The 16,583-nt window shown below is 26.6% G+C and carries 15 protein-coding genes; 6 read left to right on the forward strand and 9 right to left on the reverse strand.

Annotated features, from left to right (window positions below):
- On the reverse strand, positions 1 to 327 hold a 327-nt coding region (locus tag Q0J90_RS12195), incomplete at its 3' end, for an STM3941 family protein (protein ID WP_297278172.1).
- Positions 328 to 466: 139 nt separating this feature from the next.
- Between Q0J90_RS12195 and Q0J90_RS12200 the strand changes: the two genes are divergently transcribed.
- On the forward strand, positions 467 to 1,357 hold the full coding sequence (locus Q0J90_RS12200; RefSeq protein WP_297278173.1) for a DMT family transporter: 891 nt from the start codon (positions 467 to 469) through the stop codon (positions 1,355 to 1,357).
- 3 nt (positions 1,358 to 1,360) lie between these two features.
- Here the strand turns inward: Q0J90_RS12200 and Q0J90_RS12205 are convergent, their stop codons facing one another.
- A complete protein-coding gene (locus tag Q0J90_RS12205) occupies positions 1,361 to 1,537 on the reverse strand; it encodes a hypothetical protein (protein ID WP_297278174.1) in 177 nt (58 codons plus the stop codon).
- A gap of 57 nt (positions 1,538 to 1,594) precedes the next feature.
- Positions 1,595 to 2,683: a DUF3810 domain-containing protein gene (locus Q0J90_RS12210; protein ID WP_297278175.1), complete on the reverse strand. Its 1,089-nt coding sequence runs from the start codon at positions 2,681 to 2,683 to the stop codon at positions 1,595 to 1,597.
- Positions 2,684 to 2,829: 146 nt separating this feature from the next.
- Here Q0J90_RS12210 and Q0J90_RS12215 point away from each other — a divergent pair, with 146 nt between their 5' ends.
- Positions 2,830 to 6,576: a phosphoribosylformylglycinamidine synthase gene (locus Q0J90_RS12215; RefSeq protein ID WP_297278176.1), complete on the forward strand. Its 3,747-nt coding sequence runs from the start codon at positions 2,830 to 2,832 to the stop codon at positions 6,574 to 6,576.
- 59 nt (positions 6,577 to 6,635) lie between these two features.
- Here the strand turns inward: Q0J90_RS12215 and Q0J90_RS12220 are convergent, their stop codons facing one another.
- A complete protein-coding gene (locus Q0J90_RS12220; RefSeq protein ID WP_297278177.1) occupies positions 6,636 to 6,986 on the reverse strand; it encodes a helix-turn-helix domain-containing protein in 351 nt (116 codons plus the stop codon).
- A 125-nt stretch (positions 6,987 to 7,111) separates the two neighbouring features.
- On the opposite strand from Q0J90_RS12220, the gene Q0J90_RS12225 reads away from it, so the two are divergent.
- Both Q0J90_RS12225 and Q0J90_RS12230 read left to right on the forward strand, forming a co-directional pair.
- On the forward strand, positions 7,112 to 7,831 hold the full coding sequence (locus Q0J90_RS12225) for an SDR family oxidoreductase (protein WP_297278178.1): 720 nt from the start codon (positions 7,112 to 7,114) through the stop codon (positions 7,829 to 7,831).
- A 225-nt stretch (positions 7,832 to 8,056) separates the two neighbouring features.
- Positions 8,057 to 8,551 (forward strand): septum formation initiator family protein, encoded by a 495-nt coding sequence (locus Q0J90_RS12230; RefSeq protein ID WP_297278179.1) that lies wholly within the window; start codon positions 8,057 to 8,059, stop codon positions 8,549 to 8,551.
- Here the strand turns inward: Q0J90_RS12230 and Q0J90_RS12235 are convergent.
- Positions 8,539 to 9,132 (reverse strand): hypothetical protein, encoded by a 594-nt coding sequence (locus Q0J90_RS12235; RefSeq protein WP_297278196.1) that lies wholly within the window; start codon positions 9,130 to 9,132, stop codon positions 8,539 to 8,541. The two genes, Q0J90_RS12230 and Q0J90_RS12235, sit on opposite strands and share 13 nt — an antisense overlap.
- A gap of 8 nt (positions 9,133 to 9,140) precedes the next feature.
- Positions 9,141 to 10,598 carry a CsgG/HfaB family protein gene (locus Q0J90_RS12240; RefSeq protein ID WP_297278180.1) on the reverse strand — a complete coding sequence of 486 codons (1,458 nt, stop codon included), beginning with the start codon at positions 10,596 to 10,598 and terminating at the stop codon, positions 9,141 to 9,143.
- Between the two features lie 147 nt (positions 10,599 to 10,745).
- Here Q0J90_RS12240 and Q0J90_RS12245 point away from each other — a divergent pair, with 147 nt between their 5' ends.
- Both Q0J90_RS12245 and recR read left to right on the forward strand, forming a co-directional pair.
- Positions 10,746 to 11,168 carry a YbaB/EbfC family nucleoid-associated protein gene (locus tag Q0J90_RS12245; protein ID WP_297278181.1) on the forward strand — a complete coding sequence of 141 codons (423 nt, stop codon included), beginning with the start codon at positions 10,746 to 10,748 and terminating at the stop codon, positions 11,166 to 11,168.
- Positions 11,169 to 11,171: 3 nt separating this feature from the next.
- Positions 11,172 to 11,777 carry a recombination mediator RecR gene (gene recR, locus Q0J90_RS12250; RefSeq protein WP_297278182.1) on the forward strand — a complete coding sequence of 202 codons (606 nt, stop codon included), beginning with the start codon at positions 11,172 to 11,174 and terminating at the stop codon, positions 11,775 to 11,777.
- A 1-nt stretch (position 11,778) separates the two neighbouring features.
- Here recR and Q0J90_RS12255 read toward each other — a convergent pair whose 3' ends face one another.
- The 3 genes from Q0J90_RS12255 to Q0J90_RS12265 are packed head-to-tail and all read right to left on the reverse strand — an operon-like array spanning position 11,779 to position 16,475.
- Positions 11,779 to 12,582 carry a hypothetical protein gene (locus Q0J90_RS12255; protein WP_297278183.1) on the reverse strand — a complete coding sequence of 268 codons (804 nt, stop codon included), beginning with the start codon at positions 12,580 to 12,582 and terminating at the stop codon, positions 11,779 to 11,781.
- A 37-nt stretch (positions 12,583 to 12,619) separates the two neighbouring features.
- Positions 12,620 to 15,022: an ATP-binding protein gene (locus Q0J90_RS12260; RefSeq protein WP_297278184.1), complete on the reverse strand. Its 2,403-nt coding sequence runs from the start codon at positions 15,020 to 15,022 to the stop codon at positions 12,620 to 12,622.
- 28 nt (positions 15,023 to 15,050) lie between these two features.
- Positions 15,051 to 16,475 (reverse strand): alpha-amylase family glycosyl hydrolase, encoded by a 1,425-nt coding sequence (locus tag Q0J90_RS12265; RefSeq protein WP_297278185.1) that lies wholly within the window; start codon positions 16,473 to 16,475, stop codon positions 15,051 to 15,053.
- Positions 16,476 to 16,583: the final 108 nt, after the last annotated feature.

Raw genomic sequence — 16,583 nt, forward strand, 5'->3', positions numbered from 1 at the left:
AGATATTTCTCTAATATCAGTCCATTTTACAAATATATTTTTATTTTTTAATAGCATATTATACATTATACCATTTTCATCTAAAACAATTATAGGCTTTCCTAATTTTAGTAACTGAACTATAAAAATCAAAAAGTGTATTAAAAAAAATGACAAACTAACAACAAATAATATTTTTTTATAAGAATTTGAATGCATAAAAGATAATATTGAAATTACAATAAAAACAGAAGAAAATAATAATAATAAAACTAATTTTCTTTTGCTGTTATATATTTCAATTTCAGGCAATTCATCACTATTATTATTTAGTAAATCATTATTCATAAATAATCGATTCTCCAATTTATATATAATTAACTTATATACTAAATAATATAATAATTCAATAGTATTGATGATTGACAAATAATTATTTTAATTTAAAATTCCGCCTGCGTTAAAATTAAAGATAAAAAGGAATAAAATGTTAAAAAGGATTATACCAATATTTCCTATACTATCAGGAATATTATGGGGAGCAGCTGGAATATTTGTAAGAAAATCTATAGATTTAGGTATGAATAATATAACTATAGTATCTTCTAAAATGATTATAGCTGTTATTGTAATGTTTATTTCAATACTTATATATAAAAAAGAATTAATAAAAATCAAAGTTAAAGATATATTTATGTTTATATCAGCTGGTATAGTTGGTATGTTCGGAATAAATATTTTTTTTAATGAGTCTGTAAAATATTTATCATTATCATTAGCAGCTGTTTTATTGAGTTTGTCTCCTGTATTTGTTGTGCTTCTTTCTTATTTTTTCTATAAAGAGAAAATTACTTTAATAAAAATAATTTCTATAATATTGGCATTTATCGGATGTGTATTTGTGAGTAATGTTTTGTATTCTGATGTACGATTATCATTATGGGGAGTGGCAAGCGGATTGCTTTGTGCTCTTTCTTATGCTCTTTATACTATAATATCAAGAAAGGCCATAAATAAAGGATATAATTCACTTACTATAACTTTATATGCATTTATATTTATTTCAATTGTTACAATACCTTTTGCTGATTGGAATACTGTTGCATATCTTATAAAAGAATATAAAGTATCTGTATCTATATTTATTATTATGCATTCTATATTAGTTTTGATACTGCCTTATTTATTTTATACAATATCATTAAATCATATGGATGCAGGAAAGGCTTCTATTTTAGCATCATGCGAGCCGGCAGCTTCAACGATATTCGGTGTAATATTTTTTAATGAAATACCTACTATTCTTTCTGTGTTTGGTATTATTTTGACTATAGTTGCTTTAATATTACTTAGTATGCCTAATAAAAAGAATAATTGATGATTATGTATTTTTTACCATTTCATCAATATTTTTTGTTCTTCCGCTTTTACAATAGGGGCATTTTTGAGGATTTATTTTAAAAAATAATATAGATATTGTTGTTTTTTTTCTTCTTACACTAAATCTTCTGTTACAGCTTTTGCACTTGTAAAAATAAGGAGGTTCATCTAAACGCATAAAATACCTTTATTAAATTTATTATATTCTTTATTATCGTAAAAATCTAATTTTTATTTAAGTAAGTGAATTTATACTTCTATGATACAATACTAATAATTTAACAACTCTTGAATAGCTTTTTACACCATCTTTTTGATTATTTGCTTTCAAATATGTATCATTAACTTTTTGACTCACTTTTGATAAATTTCCCATATATTTCTGCCAAAACTCATAATATTTTTTTATTTCTTCTTTAGTGTCATTATTTAAATTAGACATTAAATGAGCATAATTTTCATCTCTTTTTAGTTCTCCCAACACATATAATAAAGCTTCAAAATTAGCAGAATATCTTATAAAAGGATCGCTATGTTTTGAACATGCTATGTATGCTATAAAATTAGCCTCATCTTCATAAGCTATCCCTATTTTATGTGCCATTTCATGTCCTATTGTGAAAGGCAATGATATATTAGGTATAAGCGTATTAACATTTGCTTCTGATGTAAATGGAGAGTATATACCTGTTATCTGTAAGTACAGAAATAGTTTTGACATCATTATGGGCTTCGTTTTGGAATATGACATTGATAAGAAATCAAACTCTTCAAATACTTTATTATATTCAGATTCTACCATTCTATTCAAAGCCTGATAATTAGTAACCACTTTAATATATTTCATTTCATCTTTTAAATTGTTAATGTTTTTTATTAAATTATCAGCTAATAAATAAATATCATCATTATTTATTGGTTTATCATTATATGATGAATAGTTTTCTATTAATGGTACTCTATTATAATTTAATCCCCATACTGCAAGAAAAAGAATATATATAATGATTGCTAAGCATACTAAATTATAAATAAAATTTCCAAATATTTTTAGTTTATCTTTTATATCTTTTTTTGAAAAAAGTATTTTTTTTACAGTTAATATAATATACAAAATTATTAAAAGTATAAATACAATTAATAAATATTCTCCAAGTGAAAAACTCAATAATGATGTTAGATTTCCTATATTTCCTGCTATGAACTTATATACTATTCTTGAATAAAAATTTTCTATAAAATTTTGAGAAAAGGTTATTATTCTTAATATAACAGCTATAAAAATAATAGAAAGTATGAATATTATCTTTGTTTTATTTTTCATTATAAATATATTATACTTAAAATTTTTTATTTTGTCAAAATCTATTTAAAATAATTTATATATATTCAATTTATAATACTATTGATATAATAATCATTATATATATAATCATTATATTAAAAAAATTAAATTAGGAAATAATATCAATGAACTATCGTATTTTCATCGAAAAAAAAGACGGCTTTAATTTGGAAGCTAAAAGATTAGAAAATCAATTAAAAGAAAATTTCAAAATAAAATGTAATGTAAGACTTTTAAATGTTTATGATATCTTTAATATAGAAGAAAGTCAGTTAAATAATTCCATTAAAGTAATATTTTCAGAACCTCCTACTGATAAAATAGTAGAAAAGAAAGAGTTTGAAAGTTTAAAGCATTTTGCCGTAGAATATTTACCCGGACAATTCGATCAAAGAGCAGATTCAGCATTACAATGTTTGAAGCTTATTTATAATGATATAAAAGATGCAGCAATAGTAAGCGGAAAGGTTGTAGTTTTTGAAGGAAATATAGATGATGATACTATAGAGAAAATAAAAAAATTCTATATTAACCCTGTAGAAAGCAGAGAAAAAGATTTAAATAAATTAGAAATAGAACCTTATCAGAAAGCTGATGATATTAAAGATTTAGATAATTTTATTAACTTAAATATAGATGAACTTCATAAATATAGAGATGCTCTTGATTTGGCTATGACTTATAAAGATATAGAGTTCGTACAAAATTATTTCAAAAATGAAGAGAAAAGAAACCCAACAGAAACAGAAATAAAAGTACTCGATACATATTGGTCAGATCATTGCCGACATACAACATTCATGACAAAGATTACTGATGTAAAATTAGAAAATGATAATAGTAATTTTTCAGAAGTTATACTCAATGCTATTAATAGATATTATAGTATGAGAAAAGAGCTTTACGGTGAGGATGTTGATAGTAAAAGAGATATTAATTTAATGGATATGGCAACTGTATCTGCTAAATATATAAAGAAAAAAGGAAAACTTGAAGATTTAGAAATTTCAGATGAGATAAATGCATGTTCTATTTATATAGATGTTGATGCTGTTGATGAGAACGGAAAAAATAAAACAGAAAAATATTTATTGATGTTTAAAAACGAAACTCATAATCACCCTACAGAGATTGAACCTTTCGGAGGTGCTTCTACTTGTTTGGGAGGAGCTATAAGAGACCCTCTTTCTGGAAGAAGCTATGTATATCAGGCGATAAGAGTTACAGGAAGTGCTAATCCATTAGAAAAGCTAGAGGATACTTTGCCAGGTAAACTTCCTCAGAAGAAAATTACAACAACTGCAGCAAGCGGATATTCTTCTTACGGTAACCAAATAGGGCTTACAACTTGTTTAGTTAATGAAGTATATGATGAAGGATATAAGGCAAAAAGACTTGAAGTAGGTGCAGTTGTTGGAGCTGTTCCTGTAAATTATGTTCGCAGAGAAAAGCCTAAAGCAGGTGATATAGTTATAGTGCTTGGAGGAAGAACAGGAAGAGACGGATGCGGCGGTGCTACTGGTTCATCAAAAAGCCATACTGATACATCTTTAAGACTTTGCGGTGCTGAAGTACAAAAAGGTAATGCTCCGGAAGAGAGAAAGATTCAAAGATTATTCAGAAATAAAGAGGTTACTAAATTAATAAAAAAATGTAATGACTTCGGTGCCGGCGGTGTTTCTGTTGCTATAGGTGAATTATCAGACGGAATTGACATTAATCTTGATGTGTTGCCTGTTAAATATTTAGGTTTGAATGGTACTGAACTTGCAATATCAGAATCTCAGGAGAGAATGGCTGTTGTTGTTGAAAGTAAGGATGCAGATACATTTATAAAACTTGCCAATGAAGAAAATATTGAAGCTACAAAAGTTGCAACTATAACAGATACTAACAGACTTGTAATGTATTTGAAAGGCAAAAAAATTGTAGATATAAGCTGTAAGTTTTTAGACACTAACGGAGCTAAACAAGAAACTAATGCTGTACTTAAAGATATTAATTTTGAAAATAATCCATTTAACACAAAGAATGCATGTTCTTTAACATCTCATTGGTTTAATATGATAGAAGATTTGAATGTTGCTTCTCAAAAGGGACTTATTGAAATGTTTGACTCATCAATAGGAGCAACAACTGTATTAATGCCTTTCGGCGGAAAGTATCAAATGACTCCAAGCGATGTAAGCATTCAAAAAATACCTATATTCGATAATAATGCAAAACAAATAAATACTGCTTCTGCTATTACTTGGGGATACAATCCTTCTATAATGAAATGGTCAGAGTTCCATGGAGGAATATATTCTGTAATAGAATCAATGTCAAAACTTGTTTCTATAGGTGCTGATTATAAAAATATAAGATTATCATTTCAAGAATATTTTGAGAAATTAGGTAATGATGCTAAAAAATGGGGTAAGGTTTATTCTGCATTACTCGGCACAATATATGCTCAGACTGAATTTGATATACCTGCTATAGGCGGTAAGGATTCTATGAGCGGTACTTTTAATAATATATCAGTGCCTTCCACTTTAATATCATTTGCAGTATCAACTGTTGACAGTAGTGATGTTATATCTCCGGAGTTCAAATCAGCTAATAATTATGTTTACTTAATAAAACATAATATGCTAGAAAATTACATGCCTAATGTTTCTGAAATAAAAGAGAATTTTGACTTTATATATAAAAACATAAAAGACAAAAAAATATTATCAGCATACACTATCAAATTCGGAGGTATTGCTGAAGCTTTAACAAAAATGTCTTTTGGTAACAGAATAGGCGTTGATATAAAAGATGAGCTTTATTTCTTTAATTTAATGCCTGCTTCATTTATAATTGAAACTAAAGAAGAATTAAATTATAAAAATGCTGTACTTATAGGAAAAACTATTAATGAATATAAAATAAAAGTATGCGGAGAAACTGTAGATTTAGAAGAAGCAGAAAAATCATGGCTTGAAAAATTATCTCCGGTATTCCCTTATAAAACTTATGAAGATATTGAAACTTATACATTATCTGAATACAAAAGAGAAGCACCATTTATATGCAAAAATAAAACAGCTAAGCCTAATGTTTTAATAGCAGCATTCTTAGGTACTAACTGTGAATATGATACTCAAAAAGCATTCTCTGATGCAGGAGCTAATACTGATATTTTTGTATTTAGAAACATTAAACCAGAATACATAAAAGAATCTATTGATGAAATGTCTAAAAAAATAGATAATTCTCAAATATTTATGATTCCAGGAGGATTTAGTGCTGCAGATGAGCCTGATGGTTCCGGAAAGTTTATTTCTGCAATACTTACAAATGAAAAAATAAAAAATTCTATACATAAATTATTAGAACGCGACGGACTTGTTTTGGGTATATGTAATGGATTCCAAGCATTAATAAAATCAGGGCTTCTTCCTTATGGTAAAATAGGAAATATTACAGAAAAATCTCCTACTCTTACATTCAATAAAATAGGAAGACATATTTCCCAAATGGTAACAACAAAGGTAGTATCAAATAATTCTCCTTGGCTTTATAATATACCTGTAGGAAGCGAATTAGTTGTACCTGTTTCTCATGGTGAGGGAAGATTCTTTGCTGATGAAAATATAATAAAAGAATTAATCAAAAAAGGACAGATTGCTACTCAGTATGTTAACTTTGAATCAAAACCTACTAATGAGTTCAGATTCAATCCTAATGGTTCTGCTTATGCTATTGAAGGTATAATTTCAGAGGACGGAAAAGTATTAGGTAAGATGGGACATAGCGAAAGATACTCAAATAATTTATATAAAAATATAATAACAAAAGATATTTACAACATTTTTGAAAACGGCGTAAATTATTTCAAATAAAAAATATTATAAATATATAAAAATGAAGCCATAGTCTTAAATTAAAAGATTATGGCTTTTTAATCTAAACATTGAGGATTAGTTATTTCAAATCTTTCATCAATATTTTTCTCGCCCCATTCGCACATAGCTTCTAATATTTTTGATAATGATTTTCCTTTCTTTGTAACAGAATATTCTACTTTTGGCGGTACTTCCGGATATACTTTTCTGTTAATAAGTCCGTCTTCTTCTAACTCTCTAAGCTGATTAGTTAATGTTCTTTGTGATATAGGCTTCATATAACGCAGCATTTCATTAAATCTTTTTGTTTTATTTTCTATAAGATAATTTAGTATAAGAGGCTTATATTTTCCTCCTATCATATAAAGTGTTATTCCTATTTCCGATGCAACTTTAATTTTTTTCATAAGTAAATCCTATTATTTTAATAGTGAAATTAATGTTACTTAATAACAGTTATTTCCGTTCTTGTGGAAGTTATTTATTACTGTATTATAAGTCATAAATTATTTTTATAAAGGAGTTTTTTTATATGAAGAAATTAGTAGTAATTACAGGAGCTAGTTCAGGAATAGGAATGGAGATAGCAAAAAGATTTTCACAGAATGGATATCCAACACTTTTAATGTCAAGAAGAAAAGATATTATGGATAATTTGAATTTGCCTAATTCTATTAGTGCTAAAGTTGATGTTACAAATTTAGAAGAAGTAAAATCAGCTGTAAAAATGGCTGAAGATAAATACGGAAAAACAGATTTGCTTATAAACTGTGCTGGTGTAATGCTTCTTGGTAATATAGATAAACAAAGCTATAATGAATGGAAAAATATGATAGATGTTAATATAAATGGAATATTAACTACTACAAATATTATACTTCCGGATATGATAAAAAGAAATGAAGGAACTATTATAAATATAAGCTCTATAGCCGGAAGAAAAACATTTAAAAATCATGGAGTATATTGCGGAAGTAAATTCGCCGTACATGCAATAACAGAAAGTATTAGAGAAGAAGTAGCTGATAAAAATGTTAGAGTAATTGTTGTAGCTCCTGGTGTTGTTGAAACTCATCTTTTAGATCATACAACAGATGAAAATATAAAATCTGATTATATTGAATGGAAAAAAAGCATAGGTAATGGCTTAAATGCCTCTGATATACTTAATTGTATAGAGTTTGCCTATAATATGCCTCAGGATATATGTGTAAGAGAGTTGGTAATAGCAAAAACAAAACAAATAGATTAATAAGAATTAAAGCCGTAATGATTTTAATTTTCATTATGGCTTTTTATTTTAAAGTATTAATTATGCTATTTTATTATAAATATATTAAAGTTGTTTTTATAAAAATATTGATATTGTAATACAATACAGTATGTATAAATATATAATATGATTTTATGAGCCGGCATATTAATTTTAAGAAATTGCATCCGATAATATACTCATATTTGAAAAGGTTATATGTTTATGTATTTTAATATAAGAATTAGTTCCAAAATTTTTTATTTTTTTATATTGGCATGTATTCTTTTTACAATATATATTTTTGTTTTTAGTTCAAAAGGCTTCCTTACATTAGATTCTAAAAAGGTCTTAATAGATAATAAAAAAGAAAAGATAGAAGAATTAAATAGAAGAAAAACCCAAATATCAAATAATATAGAAAGATTAAAAAATGACAAAGAATATATTCTTTCTTATGCAAAAACTTTTGGCTATTTAGATGAAGCTAAAAATGAAAAAATAATAAAAATAATTAAAGATGAAACAGAAGAAAGCACAAAGCCTTCAAGCTCATATTCTTATTCAAATAGTGAAAATGATAATTATATAAATATAAGAGGTGCTTTAATATTAGCATTTTTAATAGCATTATGCTTTGTATTCTATTTAATATTATTAAATAAAAATTTACTTCCAAAATTTATAAGAAGAAAAAAACCTGTTCATCATAATGGGTGACTTAATGATAATAAAAATCCTCCATCTTTAGTGACAGGTTCGTAATAAGGCATAAAATGCCAACTAAATCCGTCTTTATTTTTTCCAAATACTCTTTGGTAACTATCATAAGCTACAGCAGCACCGCAAAATACTGCAGCTGTTATTTCAAATAGAGTAGGTGATATCCATAAAGATTTATATCTGTTTCTTCCTGTAGTTGATGGTGCTACATTGGCATTTTCTAAGCTTTCTAATCCGAATACTAAATAAGTAGCATAAGTATATGAGAAAAATGCGGTAAGTATAAAAGTTACTTCTGTGTATCTAAACGGATTACTTTTAAAAGATTCTTCAGGAAGTACTGGTGAACTTGTTACTCCATTTTGACTTATAATATTATTTCCATCCATCATAAAGAAAGAATTCATATTATTTGTATCAATATTATATTCAGATTTGAGTTCTTCTTGAGTTTCTGTTATTTCATTTCGTTCCTGTGAGGCATTAGTTTCATATTCTTTTGTAATATCAGAAAAATAAAATGCTCCGAAAACTGTATTTGAAAATAAACAAATTGAAATTACTAATATATTAAACAACCTATACATTATAAAATAAAATACGCTCCTAAAGTAAATTCTAAACCGGTAAGATTAACAGGCTTAATTTTTTCCGGCAAAGTAAATTCATTTCCATCACTATAAACACCTAAATTAATAGGATCGGTATAAAATCTATATCCAACACCAAAATTCATTCCTATAGTATCAGTGATATTATACTGTAAAGAAGCTATTGCTCCTATACCAAACATAATATCTCTGGATTCAATTTTACTGCCGTTTAATAAATAACTGTAATTATCTGTATAATAATTTCCGCCGTATATTTCTCCTATAGTTGTAAATGTTATACCCATTCCAATATATGGAGATATCACAAGCCTTAGTACTTCTTTATAAAGATTTATATTAATATCAAAATTAAATCTAGTATCTACACCATAACTGCTTTTTAGAAAATCACCGAAAAGTATACCGACACTTAAATTAGGTGAAAATAATTCTCCGTTATATCCTATTTTTAAATGCAATCCTAAAGCATATTCATTTTTATTTAATAATATTCTTAATTTTCCCTCATTAGGCCTTATTGGACTTTGATATGTTTTTTCAAATGGTTTTATATTGTATGAAGCATAATTTAATGCTATGCCTATTCCAAAATCACCTATATATGTTTCTCTTGCTATATCTCCAATTGCTATATTATTTCCTCTTGTAATTTTGGCTATTGAATATTCGCCTCCTAATTCTTTAATTCTCAAAGTTCCTTTATATTTATATCCGCCTTTTATTATAGTTCCGGATGGAAGTACTATGTCATCTTTTTCAGAATATACTTTAAATCTTGTTTTTTTATCTACACCATGAGTTTTTCCTGCCAATAATATAACATTTCCATCGCTTATATCTGCAATCTTTATTGTTATTTTAAATGTATTTCTCATTTTAGTTTCTACTTTTCCGACTAAGTCGTTAACAGCATCATTAATTGCAGTTTCTCTAAGAGCATAGGAAGGATAACTTGAAACACTATAATAACTTGTACCTTTTAATCTTGAAGAATTTAATATTTTAGTGGTTTCAACATCTACTATTTGAAGTACTAACTCTACATCGCCGTATACAATTCCTGTTCCTTCATAGCTGTCATAATCATAAGTAACATTTGCAGATGTAAGCTTTCCTATGATAGCCTTGGAATATCCGTATATTTTTCCAACTTCAATAACCTGCTTATCAGTTATGCCTGTTAATTGAAGTTCCATTTCTTTTAAGTATTTATCTAAATTTTGCCTGTCTACAACATTAAATCTTCCCATTCTAGTAAGAGCATTTTCTATTAATGCTGTTACTTTTTTACCTAATCCTTTACCGTATGCTCCAGCTGGATCTTGTATTTCAAATACAGCTATATTTTCTTTTTGGTATTTTTTTCCTATTTCTTGAGGAAATATAAAACCTGTAAATAAAATTAGAAATAGTAAAATAAATTTTTTCATTAAATTAATCCAATATAAGATTATTCATAACCAACTTTATATTTATGATACTACATCATCAAAAAAAGTCAAATATATAAATTTAAATTTGATTGATAAATTATTAAAAAGAATGTATTATTAATAAAAAATATATGGAGTTTTTATATGAGTGAAAATACTATCAAATACAGTTCTGCTGGTAATTTGATTTCTTTAACCATGGATAAATCTTTTAATATATTAAGTTTAAATATAGATGAAAGCCTATTAATAAAAGATCAAAAAGAATTATTAGAAGAAATGATAACTTCAAGTATCAATGAGGCCGTATCAAAAGTAAAGGAATTAAAACAGAATAATGATGAGCCTGAACATATTAATAAAAGTGCTAAAGATAATATTAATCCATTCAATATGAATTGGGGAGAGATGAATAAAATGTTCAGTGATATAAGTAAAATGACTTCTGTAGAATATAAAGATGGTAAACTCAATATATCCTTAGATTCTATAACACCGGATATGATTTCAAAGATGAATGATATGATGAACAATATGAATAATAATAAAGATGATGATAAGGATTAAAATTTGAATAATATTCCTTCTTTGGATAAACTCAATCAAATAATATCAAGACTTCCAGGTATAGGCGGAAGAACTGCTATGCGTCTTGCATTATATTTATTTGATTGCGATGAGGAGTATTTAAAAGAGTTTGCTAATACTTTATTAACATTGCATGATAATATAAAACTATGTACAGAATGTTATAGCTTGAGTGAAGATGATATATGTTATATTTGTGCAAATGAAAATAGAGATCATAAAAGAATATGTATTGTTGAAAATTATCCGGATATGCTTGCAATAGAAAAAACAGAGGAGTATAACGGGGTTTATCATGTATTAGGAGGTCTTATAGCACCTCTTAAAGGTATTGGAATAAGTGATATAAGAATAAAGGAGTTTATAAAACGTATTAACGACAACACAATTGATGAAATAATGATAGCATTTAGTGCCTCATTAGAAGCTGATACAACAGCATCATATATACATAAAGTTTTGAAAGACAATAATTTTAATGGTAAAATTACACGTATTACCTATGGAATTTCCTTATCCAGCGACATAGAAAATGCTGATTCAAGGTCTTTAGCTAGAAGTATAATAGATAGGGTAGAAATGGATTAGTTTATTTCATTTTCTTTATATCGGCATCCATTTTTTTCTTCCAAAGGTCATACATTTTCTTTTTCTCTTCAGATTCTTCTACTTCATTTAAATAAACATGTATTCTTCTAAGGGAAGCTATGATATTTAATGCCATTTTCATATCATCTAATCTTTTATCCTGCAATTCATATTTAGTTCTGTATTGTTCAGCAGCAGCAGCCAATAAAGTTTTTACAAGATCCATCATTTTTACTCTGAATTTATATCCTTCTAATTCAGGACTTAATTCTTTTATATAATTTTTAAAATCTATCATATTTTTGGCTAATATTGCAAATCTGCCTTCTATTTCAATAAAATTTTGAAGCCATTTAGAGTTTTCTCCATAGCAGTATTTGAAATAATCTATAACATATCCGAATGAACATACAAATTTATATCTCCATTCATCAGTTAATTTATCTTTTAAATATTCATGTATTTCTTCATTTAAAGATAAAGAGTCATCTGTATGATTGCCGAATACTTCTTCTAACAGCATTATTGCTTTATTAATATATCTTCTGCCGTCATTTAATTGATTATCAGAACGTACCTCTATGTATTCTATAGCAATGTAGCATATTGTTGCAATGAAAGAAGATGCTCTAATATAGAGTATAGCAGCATCTATTTTTTTTCTTGATGCCTCAAACGGATCTTCTATAGATAATAAATCTTTTTCAACTTTTGCTAAAAGCTCTTCAGTACCTGCAAGCAAATCTTTATATTTATTTTGCATCCTAGTACACTCTGCTTTAGCAGCTTCGCTTATTTTTGCCATAATAAAACTCTCCAAAATAATTATCGGAAAATAGTATTTAATTGTTTAAACTAACTGGTATAGAAACAAAAAATGTTGTTACTTTAAAATTTTCATTTATACTTTTAAGCATTATGCTTCCGCCATGTGCTTCTACTATTCTTTTAGATATTGCTAAACCTATTCCGACTCCATGGCTTTTTGTTGTAAAAAACGGAGTGAATATTTTATCAGCCAATTCAGGTTCTATGTATGAATTTGTATTTTCAACTATTATATCTATCATAGATTCCTTATAAGCATTGTCGTTAAATATAACACTAATTATAGAGTTTTCTTCACTATCATTTATAGCATCTATAGCATTTATTATCAGATTGAATATGACTTCATTCATCCTGTCATAATCCCATCTTACAATATTTTCTTTTGTAATTTTAGCAGCATAAAATTTTATATTTTTACCGCTCTTTTTTATATATTCCTTTGATAAAATAGTTAAATATTTTATCATATCGTCAATATTAATATTATCTATTTCTAAATTAATGCTTTTAGCAAATGATAAATTCCTTCTTAAATAATTTTCTAAATTTTCAACTTCACTCGCTATTATTTGAGCATAATTTTTTATAGTTTCATCATTACTTACTTTTACTAGTCTATTTGCAAATCCGGCTATAGGTACTATAAAATTTCTTAAGTTATGTGCCATTGAAGAACTCATCTCTCCAATTATAGCTAAACTTTTTAAATCTAATATGCTTTTTTGAGCAGCTTTAAGAGCATTATTGTTTTTTTCTATTTCATTGTAAAGTGAAGAATATTCCAAAGCTACAGCAGCTTGTCTTCCGAACATTTTTAGATAGTCTAAATCATCTTCAGGTATAGGCTTTCCATTATAAGGATTATCTACCACTACCATTCCTATACAATTTATAGAATTCATTATTGGTATTATTGCAAATGGATGGTCTCCAAATATATCTGTATATTTCTTTATTTGATTAATTTCCTCACTGCTGCTGTCTATATGTTTTATATTTATATTGTTTTTGTTATTAAATACATCAAAAAATAATTTGCAGTTTTTATTATTAGGTATAACAGTATTTAAAAATTTCTGATTTAAATCCCATGAATCTTCTAAACTTCTTTTATCAAATGAAAGCATTAATTTTTCTCTAAGGGCATACTTGTCCATATTTTGCATATTTCTCCATATCATTCCGGCATCATCAGCATTTTTTGGAGCAACACACATACGGCCTCTAAATACATTAAATTCTTTGTCATAAAGAAAAGCAAATGCCCTATTAAAAGCAAATACATCTCCTATTGTTGCTATAGTAAGCAGTAAGAATAATATATCTTCAGTTTTAGAACGTTCTAATAAAATGTTGCTTATATCATATAATGTATTTAAACGCGACATGTGTTTTGTGTTTTTTTCATTTGCTTTGCTTAATTCTATAAGATTGTAATGTTCTGACATTCTGCTTGATATATTTGTAAGAAGCGGGTTAAATAGATTCAAATCATTATTATCAAAATCTCCTAATGGATTTACTGCATCAGGTATTTTATCTATGACCGCTATATACCCTATACATCCTTTTTTGACGGGTATACTATTAAATAATATAGACCTATTTATTATTCCCCTAAATTTGTTATAATCTTCATGTTTTGATGCATTGTTTATATAATAAATATTATTATCTAAATATTGAGATATATATTTTGGATCGTCAAAAATAGAATAGTCAAAATTATCCGGAAAACCATAACTTGATCTGGTATACAAATTATCATTATTATCTCTAAGTCTTATGAATGCTTTACTTGCTGTAAATATGTTTGCTATATCATATGCTAATTGAGTTAAATTGTCTTCAAAATAATCAACATCGCTTAATTTGATATATAATTCCCTAAGCAATTTTAATTGTTTATCCCGTTCCTTATATGTTACATTTTGAAGTACATTATTAGCATATACAGCAAAATGACCTATAACATTTTTTATTTCATCTATTATTGTATTATAAAAATCTATTTTGTTTTCTTTATTTCTAAAAGCTACTACACCTATAGGCTTAGCATAAAAAAATATAGGAAGTACAAATATCGATGAATAATCTGAAAATACTTCCATATCAGTATGATTAATATTTGCTCCAATATATATTTGCTGTTCGTATAATATTTCTTTACAATGAGTAGCTCCTATAGGAAAATCTACTTTACATACATAGTATCTGTCAATACCATATACTCCTCTTAAAATTAGATAATCTCCTTTAGGAAAATATACTTCCCCGCAGTCGAAACCATAATATTGACAAGTTTTTTCTAAAAACAAATCTACAACTCTATCTATTTCATTAGTATTTTCCGCCCAAAGCAGCCCCATAGATAGATCTAAAAAAAAACTGTCTATAGATTTTCTTTCTTCCATAATAAAACACCTTGTAACTATCTGCTTTCTACACCCAATATGCTCTTTCTCTAGTTGTAAATATTTTTAATTGGTAAGGCAATATTTCAATAGTTTCTGTTATATCTTCTATTCTATTATCTAAAGATATATCGCTCCTTATCTCATATTTTGAAGTATCCAATTGTTCTTTTTTATCGGTTATATTTACTATAATTAAAAGTTTATCATTACCATCTAAACTATATTTGTAAAATTTCCTAAAAGGATCCTTTTTATTATCGTTTTCTTTTTCGTTATAATTATTGCATTCTTGAGATTGATTATTTTCGCATTCTTTTTTTAATTTTTCTAATTTTTTATTCTCTTCTATATCCAAAGATACTATTTTTCCGCAATTAGCAAGTATATTATTATTTTTTACATAATTAGTCATATTTTTTATATATTCAGTCAAATCATAATTTATATTTTCATAGTCTTTTTCATTTCCGCCAACAACATTGCATCTATTTATGAAACCATATTCATCACCAGTGGTTATCATCCACATATCGCATACTATTGCAGTGAATAGGAATGTTTGCTTCAATCTCCATATATTGCCGTCATATTCTTCTATAAGCCTTCTTGTATCATGATTACTAGGAAATGCTATTTGTTTGGTTCTTTTTCTAGCTAAATCATATTGCTCTATAAACCATTCTCCCTCATAATCCCACCATTTAGCACTGCTTGCTATATAATCGAATCCGGCATTTATAAGATTTTTAGTATCTTTTATAGAGCATCCTAAACTTTCAGCAAAGAATATTACTTCATTATTAATTTTTTTAGCATTATCTATTAAATATTTCCATAATTCTTTAGGCACTTTATAAGCAGCATCGCATCTGAAACCGCTGAATCCCAAATCTAAATTATGTTTTATAAGATCATTCCAATAAAACCATATAGGATTAAGTATTTCTCCTATTATTATATCTTCTTCATCTTCTTTATCATTATCATCGGAACTATTTTCTTTTTCTTCTTCTTTGCTAGGATCTGCATTATTATTAAAACTGGCTAAATCTCCCCATTCAATCCATTTTCCATTATCCCATGCTCCAGGCGATTGTAATACTCCGTCTTTAGTTTTATACCATTCAAAATGTTCTTGAACAAGGCTGCAGTCTTTAGAAGAATGATTAATTACAAGGTCTATCATAATTTTTATATTATTATCATTGCAGTATTTTATAAATTCTTTTAATTCATTTTCTGCTTCAATTTGATTAGAACTTGTAAAAAAGGCTGGATTATATTGATAATAGTATTTAGTGGCATATAAACTTCCGCTGAAACCTGTATATGTGATAGGGTTTATATAAATCCATTCAAATCCCATATTTTTTATTCTATCAATATGGCTGTACCAATTTTTTATATGTCCAAGCAGCGGAGGAAATAAATTATATCCTGAAATCTTCATTCTTTAATTATATATAATTAAAGAAAAAAAACAACTTTTTTTAATATTATTTTTATTAGAAGTATAAGTTTAGGAATATTAAAATTTTATATATTATTGATTTTAATT

It is taken from the genome of uncultured Brachyspira sp., assembly GCF_944390595.1.
Classification (GTDB): Bacteria; Spirochaetota; Brachyspiria; order Brachyspirales; family Brachyspiraceae; genus Brachyspira.

Excerpts from the sequence above, each read along its gene's own strand:
- Q0J90_RS12200 (WP_297278173.1), top strand. The coding sequence starts at position 467 with ATGTTAAAAAGGATTATACCAATATTTCCTATACTATCAGGAATATTA.
- Q0J90_RS12205 (WP_297278174.1), bottom strand. The coding sequence starts at position 1,537 with ATGCGTTTAGATGAACCTCCTTATTTTTACAAGTGCAAAAGCTGTAAC.
- Q0J90_RS12210 (WP_297278175.1), bottom strand. The coding sequence starts at position 2,683 with ATGAAAAATAAAACAAAGATAATATTCATACTTTCTATTATTTTTATA.
- Q0J90_RS12215 (WP_297278176.1), top strand. The coding sequence starts at position 2,830 with ATGAACTATCGTATTTTCATCGAAAAAAAAGACGGCTTTAATTTGGAA.
- Q0J90_RS12220 (WP_297278177.1), bottom strand. The coding sequence starts at position 6,986 with ATGAAAAAAATTAAAGTTGCATCGGAAATAGGAATAACACTTTATATG.
- Q0J90_RS12225 (WP_297278178.1), top strand. The coding sequence starts at position 7,112 with ATGAAGAAATTAGTAGTAATTACAGGAGCTAGTTCAGGAATAGGAATG.
- Q0J90_RS12230 (WP_297278179.1), top strand. The coding sequence starts at position 8,057 with ATGTATTTTAATATAAGAATTAGTTCCAAAATTTTTTATTTTTTTATA.
- Q0J90_RS12240 (WP_297278180.1), bottom strand. The coding sequence starts at position 10,598 with ATGAAAAAATTTATTTTACTATTTCTAATTTTATTTACAGGTTTTATA.
- Q0J90_RS12245 (WP_297278181.1), top strand. The coding sequence starts at position 10,746 with ATGAGTGAAAATACTATCAAATACAGTTCTGCTGGTAATTTGATTTCT.
- Q0J90_RS12255 (WP_297278183.1), bottom strand. The coding sequence starts at position 12,582 with ATGGCAAAAATAAGCGAAGCTGCTAAAGCAGAGTGTACTAGGATGCAA.
- Q0J90_RS12260 (WP_297278184.1), bottom strand. The coding sequence starts at position 15,022 with ATGGAAGAAAGAAAATCTATAGACAGTTTTTTTTTAGATCTATCTATG.
- Q0J90_RS12265 (WP_297278185.1), bottom strand. The coding sequence starts at position 16,475 with ATGAAGATTTCAGGATATAATTTATTTCCTCCGCTGCTTGGACATATA.